At 40.8% G+C, this 12,452-nt stretch carries 14 protein-coding genes and 1 riboswitch; of the genes, 2 read left to right on the top strand and 12 right to left on the bottom strand.

All coding sequences use genetic code 11. The features are described from left to right. Positions 1-79: 79 nt before the first annotated feature. The 4 genes from LJD61_RS10570 to LJD61_RS10555 form a co-directional block, all read right to left on the bottom strand. Positions 80-1,657, bottom strand: a complete 1,578-nt coding sequence (locus tag LJD61_RS10570; protein ID WP_255227503.1) for an S-layer homology domain-containing protein — start codon at positions 1,655-1,657, stop codon at positions 80-82. Positions 1,658-1,759: 102 nt separating this feature from the next. Continuing rightward, the gene (gene mgtE / locus LJD61_RS10565) at positions 1,760-3,094 is read right to left on the bottom strand and encodes a magnesium transporter (protein ID WP_255227502.1); all 1,335 of its coding nucleotides are present in this window, start codon (positions 3,092-3,094) and stop codon (positions 1,760-1,762) included. Positions 3,095-3,275: 181 nt separating this feature from the next. After that, positions 3,276-3,441: riboswitch (M-box (ykoK) riboswitch) on the bottom strand. 41 nt (positions 3,442-3,482) lie between these two features. Beyond that, positions 3,483-3,761, bottom strand: a complete 279-nt coding sequence (locus LJD61_RS10560) for a hypothetical protein (RefSeq protein ID WP_255227501.1) — start codon at positions 3,759-3,761, stop codon at positions 3,483-3,485. An 11-nt stretch (positions 3,762-3,772) separates the two neighbouring features. Then, entirely contained in the window at positions 3,773-4,171 is a 399-nt protein-coding gene (locus tag LJD61_RS10555; protein ID WP_255227500.1) for a helix-turn-helix domain-containing protein, read from the bottom strand. A 246-nt stretch (positions 4,172-4,417) separates the two neighbouring features. Here LJD61_RS10555 and LJD61_RS10550 point away from each other — a divergent pair, with 246 nt between their 5' ends. Further along, positions 4,418-5,854, top strand: a complete 1,437-nt coding sequence (locus LJD61_RS10550) for an aminoacyl-histidine dipeptidase (RefSeq protein ID WP_408615275.1) — start codon at positions 4,418-4,420, stop codon at positions 5,852-5,854. A 23-nt stretch (positions 5,855-5,877) separates the two neighbouring features. Beyond that, on the top strand, positions 5,878-7,338 hold the full coding sequence (gene gltX / locus LJD61_RS10545; protein ID WP_255227498.1) for a glutamate--tRNA ligase: 1,461 nt from the start codon (positions 5,878-5,880) through the stop codon (positions 7,336-7,338). 71 nt (positions 7,339-7,409) lie between these two features. On the opposite strand, the gene LJD61_RS10540 is transcribed toward gltX, so the two are convergent. From LJD61_RS10540 to LJD61_RS10505, 8 genes are all read right to left on the bottom strand, one after another. Then, on the bottom strand, positions 7,410-7,868 hold the full coding sequence (locus LJD61_RS10540) for a GyrI-like domain-containing protein (protein ID WP_255227497.1): 459 nt from the start codon (positions 7,866-7,868) through the stop codon (positions 7,410-7,412). A 76-nt stretch (positions 7,869-7,944) separates the two neighbouring features. Continuing rightward, the gene (locus LJD61_RS10535) at positions 7,945-8,877 is read right to left on the bottom strand and encodes a helix-turn-helix transcriptional regulator (protein WP_255227496.1); all 933 of its coding nucleotides are present in this window, start codon (positions 8,875-8,877) and stop codon (positions 7,945-7,947) included. A 68-nt stretch (positions 8,878-8,945) separates the two neighbouring features. Further along, positions 8,946-9,437 carry a GNAT family N-acetyltransferase gene (locus LJD61_RS10530; protein ID WP_255227495.1) on the bottom strand — a complete coding sequence of 164 codons (492 nt, stop codon included), beginning with the start codon at positions 9,435-9,437 and terminating at the stop codon, positions 8,946-8,948. A 58-nt stretch (positions 9,438-9,495) separates the two neighbouring features. After that, complete coding sequence (locus LJD61_RS10525; protein WP_255227494.1) at positions 9,496-9,960, bottom strand: VanZ family protein; 465 nt, start codon at positions 9,958-9,960, stop codon at positions 9,496-9,498. A gap of 46 nt (positions 9,961-10,006) precedes the next feature. Next, the gene (locus LJD61_RS10520; protein ID WP_255227493.1) at positions 10,007-10,645 is read right to left on the bottom strand and encodes a GyrI-like domain-containing protein; all 639 of its coding nucleotides are present in this window, start codon (positions 10,643-10,645) and stop codon (positions 10,007-10,009) included. Positions 10,646-10,650: 5 nt separating this feature from the next. Further along, positions 10,651-10,965: a DUF3795 domain-containing protein gene (locus tag LJD61_RS10515; RefSeq protein ID WP_255227492.1), complete on the bottom strand. Its 315-nt coding sequence runs from the start codon at positions 10,963-10,965 to the stop codon at positions 10,651-10,653. Between the two features lie 47 nt (positions 10,966-11,012). Then, positions 11,013-11,423 (bottom strand): VOC family protein, encoded by a 411-nt coding sequence (locus tag LJD61_RS10510; protein WP_255227491.1) that lies wholly within the window; start codon positions 11,421-11,423, stop codon positions 11,013-11,015. A gap of 71 nt (positions 11,424-11,494) precedes the next feature. Then, a complete protein-coding gene (locus LJD61_RS10505) occupies positions 11,495-12,451 on the bottom strand; it encodes a lysine exporter LysO family protein (RefSeq protein WP_255227490.1) in 957 nt (318 codons plus the stop codon). Position 12,452 lies beyond the last annotated feature (1 nt).

Below are 12,452 nucleotides of genomic sequence, written 5' to 3'. Positions count from 1 at the left end.
TCTGTGCTTCCCCCTTCTTGATCCTAAGAACCGCGCACCAGACCTGAGTTCTGAGCTTTAAATCCTGAGCTCAGAACTATTAAGGCCTCTTAATCTCTTCCATGAGGGTCCAGATCATTTTAGCAGCTTCCGCTCTGGTGGTAAAATCCTTTGGCGCAAACAGGTTATTGGGCTTCCCTCTCATTATATTCAAATCATACATAACCTTTACCGCATCTGCCGCATAATCAGCTATAGCTTTTCTATCGTTAAAATACGGCATAAAATAGGCTTCTCTATTCTTGTTTAAAAGCTTCAAAGCTCTCAGCATTATGACTGCCGCATCCTGCCTTGTTATATTATTTTCAGGATAATAGTATCCGTTATAGCCCTGTATCAGCCCTGCCATAGATGCTGCTTCAATATAGCCTGCATATGAATTTCCATAGGGCACATCTTTGTATCTCCCGCTGCCTTCTGCCTTCTGCAAGCCTATGGCGTTGGCAAGATAAGCTGCAAACTCAGCCCTTGTTATATTTTCACCGGGCTTATACATATTGCCTTCTCTAGGAAATATTATGCCTGCCTCATAGAGTTTTTGGATGTAGAATGCAGCCCAATTGCTTCCTATATCCGAAAGGGGCATTCTCGATACGCTGCTGTCGCCTTCCGGCAAAAGCTTTATGCTTTCTTCCCCAGATATGAGCTTAAGGCTGGTGCCCCTGGAATCATAATAGGAATATTGAACATCTATATCGCTTTTTATAGGGCTGCTGACATAATTATTTATGAAATGCCTGTCTCCGCTCCTTATATTGGCAAAATAATATTCATTAGGCACCTGCTTCCCATTATAGATGTACATGAAAGTAGGCTCTGCAGGAATCCAGCCTTCTCCGGGAAGGTAAAATTCACTCCAGGCATGTCTTTCCGAAACCACATCCGTCCATTCATTATCCCTCATATCCTCTTCTATCCAATAGCCTGCCACCACCCTTGAGGGTATCCCTGCCGCCCTGCACAGAGCAGTAAACAAGGAAGCATATTCATCGCAAACTCCCCTGCCATTTATGAGGCCGCTTAAAGCTCCTTTGTTGGCATATACTGGATTGGTATCATATTTTATATGTAGATTTACAAAATCATATATCTTCTTTGCCTTCTCCACCGTTGTCCCTGTTTTGGCGAGTTCAGATGCCTTTGCCATAATTTGCGGGTTATCGCTTTCAATCTTTTCTCCCGGCTTTATATACTTTAAATTTAGCGGATTTTTAAAAAATTCCCTATAGTCTGCATTTATTTTATAAATGCTCTCCTCATAAGCTATCCCGCTATTTAGAATAGTTTTTTCAATCACTACATCAACTTTTTCTCCGGGCATCAAGGTTTTAACATTTATAACACCATAAGTATTTCTCCATTCGTCTGTATAGAAATTAGCCGGCAAAGGGTAAATGCTAAGGCCGAGGCTCTTCTGATAAGGCGAATTTGAATCCGAGCCTGCAAGAACCTTAATATCAAGATTATATACGGCGTTCGAACCGTCATTTATTATTTCATAGCTGTTTCTGATAAGGTATTTCCTCTCTTCTATAGTATCGTAAGATTCACCTTGTACGATAGAAAACAGCAAAATCAATATTATGATAAAAGAAATAGTTTTTCTATAATATTTCATTTTTCAACCTCCGCTATAGGATGCGATTACCTAAATTATAACATTAACCATGGGTTAATTATATTAAGAATCTATTACAATAAGAAAAGCGGCTCACGCCGCTTATATATTTAAAAACTTTGATGCAATTCCAAAATATATGCTGAGTGCCACCGCATCAACAATAGTGGTTATCAGCGGCCCTGCCATAATGGCCGGGTCTAAGCGTATCTTCTTTGCCGCTATAGGCAATATGCTCCCTACCATCTTTGCAAGTATTACTGTAAGAAGCAAGCTGGAGCACACCATAGCAGAAATGGCAATATCTATGCGTTCAAAAAAAACAAGCCTTGCGAAATTGACCAATGCTAAGGTTATTCCTGCTATGAGACTAACCTTAAGCTCTTTAAAGAACACCTTTAAAACATCGGAAGTGCGTATTTCTCCCAATGCCATACCTCTTATTATCAATGTTGAAGATTGAGAGCCTGCATTTCCTCCCGTGTCCATGATCATGGGAATAAAAGCAGCCAGCACTACCATGGATTGCAGCAATTCTTCATATCTTTTGATTATATTTCCTGTGAAGGTAGCTGAAATCATAAGTATCAGAAGCCATACTATCCTATGCTTTGCCAGCACAAAGGCGCTGGTCTTCAAATAATCTTCTTCCAAGGGCTCCATCGCCGCCATCTTGTGAAGGTCTTCAGTATTTTCCTGATCTATGATATCTATTATATCATCTATTGTAACGATGCCCACAAGCCTGTTCTCATTGTCTACCACAGGAAGTGCCGTAAGGTCGTATTTTTTAAATAAGGACGCGATGGTCTCCTGATCATCCAGGGTATTAGCATATATCACATCTACATCCATGATGTTGTCAATTATGGTATCTTCATCAGCCAATATCAGTTTTCTTATCGATAGAACCCCTTCCAGTTTTCTGCCTTTATCGATAACATAACAGGTATTTATGGTTTCTTTATCTATGCCTGTGGCTCTGATATGATTCAATGCCTCTTTTACTGTCATTTGCTTTTTCAAGTCTACAAATTCTATGGTCATTACGCTTCCTGCAGAATAATCGGGATAATTGAGAAATTGGTTTATGAGCTTCCTGGTCTCCTCATCCGTATTTCTCAGCACCTTTTTTACTACATTAGAAGGCATTTCCTCCAGAAAGTCTACGGCGTCATCCAAAAACAGCTCACTGACTATATTATTTATTTCCCGGTCTGTTATGGACTCGATGATATATTGCTGCAGCTCCAAGGATATATAAGAAAAAACTCCTGCTGCAATTTCCTTTGGAAGTATGCGAAAAAGTATTAAAAGTCTTTTCTTATCCAATTCCATCAGAAGATGAGCGATATCTACGATGTTCATCTCGGTAATTTCATTTCTGACATCCTTGTATCTGTTCTCCTCGATTAGCTTCATAATGATTTCGTTCATTTTTAAACCTCCTTCGAGGAACCGAAGGCCAAAAGATGGCAGCTATGGTTCCTATATTATTATGTGATTTTCCCCGGCAACTATTAGGTAAAGGGCCAGAATCCATATCTACCACCTCCAAAAATCAGCTTAAAAATAAATATTCCCTTTGCCCGAAAGCAAAGGGAATAAACGCCATATTCACTATCCCCTCTCGTATAGTTTTAGCTCCCTGCAACATAGGGTATATCCCAGCTGCATTAGGTTAAACCTTAATCCGATAAAACCTGTTAACCGTCGTGGCATCTCTCGATGTTTAGCGGCAGCAGCATGTATTTGCAAGGTAGCCTCACATAACGGGCTGTGCTTTTATTATATGAATCTAATCATAAATTGTCAACTTGCTCACTTATTTTTTTTTTGATTTAGCATAATCCATCGCAAATGCTGTGGCTATACCGCCTACCCCACCGGCAAACAGAAGGATCGCTGAAATAAACTGAGCTAGGTCCTCAAAGCCTATAGATGGCTGGCGGGACATATAATAATAATATAAGGAAAGTAAAAGTATCAAGGCTCCGGGAATATATTTTGCAATCCTTGTATTTTTGAACAGCCTGCCAACCGCATAAGTTATTGATGCAGCGATACCTGAAACAATCAATATTACAAAAATTAATTTATTCATATGAACAACCTCTAGTATACTATACTTTCGCCAACAATGACCTTTCGGGATGCCAGCCACTTATCTATGGCATCTTTGTTGAATCTGTAGGCTCCCTCAATAAACACATAGGGTATCTCAGACTCCTTGTCATCAATAATATTATATACCTGATCCAATTTTATATCCAAATACTTTGCCAGCTCTGTGGGAGCCATCACGTCATTCCATCTCTCCTCCGGCTTTGTGTTGCTGTAAACAGCATCAGTACTATGCCGAACCTGCATTACCTGATAGCTCAGGCTTTCAATTTCCGCTCTTATCTTATTGTTCACCTTATCCTCTATATATTTTGCCGTGATCATATTTGATAATACCACAACAAATGAAAATGCTATGAACAATGCAATAAGGCTTCTTTTATTATTCAATTATGCCACCTCCCTAAATTAATCCTTTATGCCGGCCGCTTCCAATTGCCAATGTTTAAATATTTGCATTTGTATTCTTTCAGAATAACGAAAATCATATCATTTTTGTATGCTAAATTTTAGACGTAATAAGGGCCGGATTTGATGCAACATTTTCCACTGTTGAATTATTCCTTCTATATTTATATAATTATAACAAGCGTTCTAATTATATAAATAGGAATTCAATTTATTGAGGAAGGGATGATGATCGTGGATAAGATATTTAAGTATTTTGAAGAAATATCTAAAATTCCAAGAGGTTCTGGAAATGAAAAGGCTATAAGCGATTTTTTGGTGATGTTTGCCAGGGAAAATAATCTTGAAGTCATACAAGATGAAGTTCTTAATGTTATAATAAAGAAACCTGCTTCTTCGGGCTATGAAAATGCGCCGGGAGTTATACTGCAGGGTCATATGGATATGGTATGCGAAAAGAACAAAGACAAGGTTCATGATTTCACAAAAGATCCTATCACATTAAGATACATAGATGATATGATTTATGCAGACAACACGACTTTGGGCGCAGATAACGGCATAGCCATAGCTCTTGCAATGGCTATACTAACTTCCGATGACGTAAAGCATCCAAGCTTGGAGGTCCTGCTAACTGTCGATGAGGAATCAGGCATGACAGGAGCTAATGCCCTCAATCCGGAAAACATATCAGGAAGAATTCTGATCAATATGGATTCAGAAGAAGAGGGAACTCTACTTGTAAGCTGCGCAGGAGGCTCCAGGACCACTACAACTCTCAAGGCGGATTGGCAAGAACCGGAAAATGGCCAGGAGGCTTACACGGTAGCCATCAGAGGCCTCAAAGGCGGTCATTCAGGCATGGAGATAGATAAGGGCAGGGGTAACTCCAATAAGCTTTTAGGAAGGGTTTTAAACGGCATATACAAAGAAATTCCCTTCCAGCTGTCTCATCTAAGCGGCGGTTCCAAGACAAACGCCATACCCAGAGAAGCCGATGCCGTAATTTTTGCAAAAGCTGACAAATTCGAAGCCCTTCTGGGAATAATAAAGGAATGGAATAATGCTCTCAAAAATGAATCGAGGTTTACAGATCCTGAGGTAACCTTAGCCTTAACCAAAGCCGACAGCAATGGCAGAGCATTGAGCACAGATTGCACCGAAAAAGCTATAAGCCTCATGATGACAATACCCAACGGGATTCAAACCATGAGCGGTTCTATAAAAGGCCTGGTTGAAAGCTCCAGCAATTTAGGAGTGGTTGCCACAACCGATGAAGGCATAGTCTTTGATGCTTCAATAAGAAGCTCTGTCGGCAGTCTCAAGGAATATATAAAGGAGCAGGCTTATGCAGCCGCGAAGCTTGCAGGAGCAGATTTTAACGCCCATGGAGAATATCCGGCGTGGGAATATAATCCAAACTCCAGGATAAGAGAGGTATTTCAAAAAATATATAGGGAAAAATACGGCAAAGAAGCTGAAATAGTGGCTATCCATGCCGGCGTGGAATGCGGGCTGTTTGGAGAGAAAATGAAAGGCCTTGATATGATATCCTTTGGCCCCGATATGTATGATGTCCACACTCCCAACGAGCATGTATCCATATCGTCAATAAAAAGAACCTATGAATATCTGGCAGCAGTTTTAGAAGCCTTAGATAGTTAAGCGTTAAATTAAGGAGTGATACAATGAACCATGATAGAGTGAGAACAAGATATGCACCAAGCCCTACAGGCTATATGCATGTGGGCAATCTGAGAACTGCTCTTTATGCATATTTGATAGCAAAGCATGATGGCGGAGATTTTATACTCAGAATAGAGGATACGGACCAGGGAAGATATGTAGAAGGTGCAGTAGACGTTATATATAATGCCTTAAGGCTTTCGGGCCTCATACATGATGAAGGCCCTGATATAGGGGGACCTGTAGGCCCTTATGTGCAAAGCGAAAGAAAACCCTTATACAAAGAGTATGCAGAAAAATTAGTTGAAAAGGGCGAAGCCTACTATTGCTTCTGCACCGAAGAAAGATTAGAAGCTTTAAGAAGTCAGGCAGAAGCTTTAAAAACTCCCTATAAGTATGATAAGCACTGCCTTGGCCTTTCAACGGAAGAGATAAAAGAAAAACTCTCCAATGGAGAGCCTTATGTAATAAGGCAAAACAATCCAAAGACCGGAGTCACTACCTTTGATGACGACATATACGGCTCCATATCCGTGGATAATGCGGAGCTGGATGATATGATACTGTTGAAATCCGATGGAATGCCCACCTATAACTTTGCAAATGTGGTGGATGATCATCTGATGGGCATAACTCACGTGGTGAGAGGCAGCGAGTACCTATCATCCTCGCCTAAATACAACAGGCTGTATGAAGCCTTTGGCTGGAACATACCTGTGTATGTGCATTGCCCGCCCATAATGAGGGATGCTCATAACAAGCTGAGCAAGAGAAAAGGCGATGCATCCTTTGAGGACTTGCTGGAAAAAGGATTTTTAAAGGAAGCGGTTATGAACTATATAGCTCTGTTGGGCTGGAATCCCGGGACAGACCAGGAAATATTCTCCTTAAAGGAACTTATAGAGATATTTGACTACAGAAAGATCAACAAGGCTCCTGCCATGTTTGATATGGAAAAGCTAAAATGGATGAACGGCGAATATATAAGGAAGCTTTCTTTGGATGAATTCCATGAGATGGCAATGCCTTATTATAAGGAGACCCTGAAGAAGGAATATGACTATAAAAAAATAAGCGAGCTGCTCCATACCCGTACTGAGATCATGACGGATATACCCTCTCAGCTTGATTTCTTTGACGAGCTGCCGGAGTATTCTATAGAAATGTATGTCCACAAGAAAATGAAAACCGATTATGCTATTTCTATAGCAAACCTAGAAAAAGCGCTCCCTGTGCTCAAGGCTTTGGAGGTCTGGAATCTGGATAATATCAGAGACAGCATAACCAAGCTTATAGAAGAATTGGGCGTAAAAAACGGTCAGGTGCTCTGGCCTATAAGAACAGCCGTATCCGGCAAGTCCTTCACTCCCGGAGGGGCCTATGAAATAGCTGATATATTGGGCAAAGATGAAACCATCAGAAGAATTGAGATCGGGATAGAGAAGCTGAAAAATGAGCAATAGATGATCCGAGAGCTATAGCAGGTACATCTCTGCTATAGCTCTCGGATATAATAGCTATTTGCTGTTAAGAATTATTTTAAAGGAAATACTATTTTTGTCAATAACTCGCTTTCGGGTACTTCCATTGGGGAATTGAAATAGAATTCATAAGCTACTCCCGTTGGTATATGGCCCTTCTCCTCCACCCAGCCTGTCATTGCATCATAGGCAGCGGCAGACGCTTCATAAGGGCCTTTATGCATACAGGATACTTGCTTGCCTTCAGCTATCTGTCCGGCTTTGATCTCTCCCCTGCCTTCAAATGCCCGGGATACAGGAAATCCCAGCTCTACATCGAGATTTTCCATATCCATATTGTAATACGCTGCAAAAGGAGCTCCTGATGGCTGTTCCCCTATTTCATTCAAATACGCTATAATTTCTCCATATGCCTTGCCTATTTCTTGGGGCAGATTTTGAACCGAAGTTCTCTTCCTTATTGACAATACCGGTTGTACTGGTTGTTCCGTCAATTCAATTTTGTAATCCATATTCTTACCTCCCTTGATTAAAGCTCTATCATGCTTTAATTATACAGAGTCAAACCAGACAGCTGTATGTCATGTTCTAAATATATTTTCTATATATTTTTTCTGATATCTCTTTTATAATTGTCCTGATATGAGGAGGATTGATTACTTCCACCTGGTCGCCAAAGCTCAGAATGAACCCATAAAGCCAATTATTTTCAGGCATGCAAGCATTGATCAATAGCCTCCCATCCTCTAATTCTTCAATATCAGAACCAAAGAAATCTACTATAATGCTTTTCATCACCCTTTCGAAAATCAGCTGTAAGGAAACCATATCTTTAGGCTTTTGCCACTCGCTTTCCCACGGATATTCCTCCAAAGGCATTTTTCTTTTAACAAAGCTCATATCCGATACAGTAAATTCACCTATTCTGGAAAGCTTGAAAAGCCGAAAATCCTGTCTCAGGTGGCACCATCCATATAGATACCATTTTTGAGCTTTTAGGATCAATGAGTAGGGCTCTACTCTACGGGCAGTCCTGCCCCCTTCGATATCTGTATATGTAAACTCTAACTCTTTATTATCTTCAATGGCCTTACGTATCAATGCTGCTTTTGCTTTCAGCGATTTATCGTCTCCCCAAGGCGAATGGTCGATAACAAGCTGATTTGCTTTTGAATTCACAGCTTCAAGCTGGGAAGAGGATAATATGCTTTTGAATTTTTCCATAAGAATCTCGTGCCTTCTGTCAGGCAAGGTCTTAGCCGCCCCTTTAAGAGTTGCAATGATATCTGCCATATCATCCTCAGTCAATATGCTTTTATCCAGGCGATACCCTTCTGCAATCCCTATCCCTCCGTTGGCACCCTGGTAAGTTACAATCGGTATTCCTGCGAGATTTATGGCTTCCACATCCCGCAATATCGTTCTAACTGAAACCTCAAACATTTGAGCCAGTTCTTTTGCCTGTATCCGCTTCCTCCTTAGCAGTATCACCAGGATAGAAACCAATCTGTCAATTTTCAATATACCACCACCCGGCTGTATGATGTGGTGAATCCAAAGACTTCATCCATATTATCACCTTCAAACTGCTATTCTTGGATTTCTATCGTTTTCATAAAGAACATCATTCCTTCTCCGTCAAATCCCAGCTTTCTATATAAGCTATGAGCCTTATCATTATTCAGCTCCGCATGCAGTTGAACCCTTCTGTATCCGTTCTTTTCAGCAAACTCTATCAAGCATTCCACCATTTTCTCGCCAATGCCTCTTCTCCTGTAAGGTAAAGCTATATATAAATCATCGATTGTCAGGGCCTTCCCCCTTGACCATATGCTGTAAGCCGTCCACGTATTCGCATACCCGACGACTTTGCCATCGGTCTCAGCGACAAAAATCAATATATGCTCGGGCATGCTCAATGCCTCTTTAAATATATCATTAAATTCTTGTTCTGTGGGTGCTTTCAAAGATGTCCAGTAGGGATTCTCAGCCATTGCCTCCCTCATGAAATCCAGATTGAGCTTGACAAAGGCCGATTCATCCTTTGAATCACACTTTCTGACAGTAATATTGCCTGACATGATCATACCTCCTTGCTTTTCCCGTATCTTAAAACCGCATATATAAGTGCCATACCTTTTACCAGGGCTTATGCTTTGCTAAAATTCTATAGGCACGGCAGCCGACAAGACAGCCTATAAGATTTAAGATGATGTCATCGATATCGAAAACCCCTACCTTCATGATAAGCTGCATCGATTCGGCAAACAGAATGATGAAGAATGAGCAGATGAGTACAGCCACTAAACTGCTTTTCTTTTTTTGCAATGCTGCAAGCAAAAATCCAAGGGGCATAAAAACAGCAATATTTCCGAAAAGGTTATATGCCCACACTGTAAATCCGTACCTGGAATAACTGACTATAAGACTGTATATGGTCTTTAGCGGAACTAAATTGTATTGATATGCCCGGCCCGGGACTCTGTAAAAGTTGCTATATGCATAGAAAAACATTCTCCAGGATAGAAGCGTTAAATACAAAGCTAATAGAAATATCTTAAAAATGCTGCTAATGTAAGAGCTTTTTCGGAAGTTGCTGCCCATTATCTATAACCCCGCTTTCCGGCCTTTTGCTGTCTGATGACTTATTTTATAATATTTCCCGCTCCACAGGATGTCTTAGAACGGTCCTTAGCTTTTCAGGAGCTGTTTTCCTCGGGTCTGATAAGTATATTTCATGATGCTTGCGCTCAATGCCTGTTACATCCGTCAGGTTATTTTCTTTCATGAAAGCCTTCATGATTTTTATTGATTTGGGCTCATCGTAATAAGGGCCTATATGCATCATCTGAACGCACAATCCCTCCGAAAATTCCTCGAACTTTGCAAGGCTTACATCGAGCTCAGGCTTTTTCCTTTTGCATTCCTCAGCTGCCCACTCAAATACTTCCGGAGTGACAAATTCCGGTTGTCTTATCATTGAAGTCCAGCGCCATAAATCACGCTTCTCAAAATCGAATTCTCCATCCTCACACCACCATAATCCTTCCAGCGGAGGCACAACATATTCGAAATATCCGGGAGGCTGGTTCCCGCTCATCTTGCTCATTTTAATCGTAAACGTCAGCCCATATAGAATAGATATCGCATTTTGATATTCGTCATTTTGCGGTCCGCCTTTGCCATTAACCAAAATAAAGCTCATAGCAGGTATTTCGATTAATGACGGCTTATTCTTGGGCATATAGAGGTCCTTATATTCTTTTTTGTAATCAAGTTTATCCGGCATATAAATCACTCCTTATCCCGCTTTAATGTCCTTAGTTTTAGATAATTTTCTTTACCACTGGCCCAATTCTTTAAATTAATCAATCTCTCGCCATTATCACCGTGCTCTTCATCATTATACGCGTCTAGCAGCTTCTCGCATGGCAGGTTCGAACAGTGTCCGCAGTGATTATATCCCTTATCGATTGAACATTTTGCTATTGAGCATTCTCCCCAAAACGGCTTGCTGTGGCAAGCCTGGCATCCCGGACAGTTCGTTTTCCCTTTCCACTCACATATTCCACAATATGTACCGCACATTCCAATCATTTGCTTATCCATATATCTCACCTTTCTTATACCAAAGCTATGTAAATATAAATATTATATCATAGTCTCTTCTTCATCTTTAGATTCTCATAGAAACCTTCTTTGTCTGTCCATTGAATAAAATCTATCTCGAATCCATCCGGGTCTTTAAGATAAAACTGTCTGGAAAATTGCTTGACAACAATCCGGCACTCTTTATCGGCATAGCCCTTGTCTCTTAGACTCTCCAATAAAGAGTCAGCATTTTCTATTGAATAGCCTATATGTCTAAAGTTGCTATTCTCCGGCATAAAGTCATCCTTCTCCGAAATGAACAATTCATGACCGAAGCCTTTGAGTATGGCATAAGCCTTGCCATTTGCCTTGAATCCTTTGTCAAGAAGCTCATAGCCCAGCACCTCATTATAAAAAGTTATAAATTTATCGATATCGGAAACATATCTATTTAAATGATCGATGCAAAATGACATTTATATTCCCTCGCTTTTATCAATAAATCACCATTGGCTGCATGCCAACCATTGCATATGTGCACAATCACCTATAGAAACAGTCCATATAAAACTGGCAGTATAAAGGGGACCGCAAATGTCAATATGGCTCCCGTAATAAGAGTGACCAGCCCCAACTCAACTCCTACAAATTTCGTTACAGGCACAAGCATGGTATCCATATTGCCGGCAGCGCCTCCCGCAATCGGACTGCCTGTGCTGATCCTTATCAGCAACGGCAGCAGCAATACCGTAAAAAATTCCCGCATTACATTTACAACAAACCCGTATGTCCCCGCCTCAATTCCGTAAACCCTCGTCATATATGCTCCCGTTAAGCTGTAATAGCTCATCCCGCTTGCAGACATTACGGATGTGTGTAAGGGCACATGAAAAATTGTTCCTGCCGTGAAGCCCCCCGCTATACTTCCCAAGAAAATCGCTATTGAAATATAAACGACTCTAAAGCCAAGTATCCTTATATATCTGAAAACTTTTCTGTTGGACCCAAGGCTTATGCCGACACTGACATAAAGGATGACCAGAGATCCGAACAGCAAATAATCGAGTATAAAGAGCGGTGCGTGAGGCATAACAAGATAACCGAGCAGTACACCGGCAACGATGCTTATAGGCATGATCCAGATCAGCAGTGAATTTTTATCTTTCTCTTCTTGGGAAATATCGATTTCGCTGTTTATATTGATATTCTCCGCTGAAAGCTTATCCCTCAACTTTTCCACCGGCAGCACAGTCTTCTCTGCTATTACCGTAAACAGGACGCTGAAGGCAATGGCACATAAAGATATGGCAAGACAATTTAAACCTATAGAGTGCAGGTTTAACATAACCGAAGGATTTGTGCCTATATTCATTCCGATCGTAAGCATAAGCACAACCAAAGCGATATTGATAATACCATCAAGCCTTTTCAGTGTTCTTTCCGCCAGGCTGCGCGTACCTATAAAAAACCCTGCAGCAAGGCATAAAAAGGGCATCCATGTCATT

Origin of the sequence: Lutispora saccharofermentans, assembly GCF_024363565.1 — a bacterium.
GTDB classification, from domain to species: domain Bacteria; phylum Bacillota; class Clostridia; order Lutisporales; family Lutisporaceae; genus Lutispora; species Lutispora saccharofermentans.
This window is presented reverse-complemented; position numbering and strand designations above follow the sequence as displayed.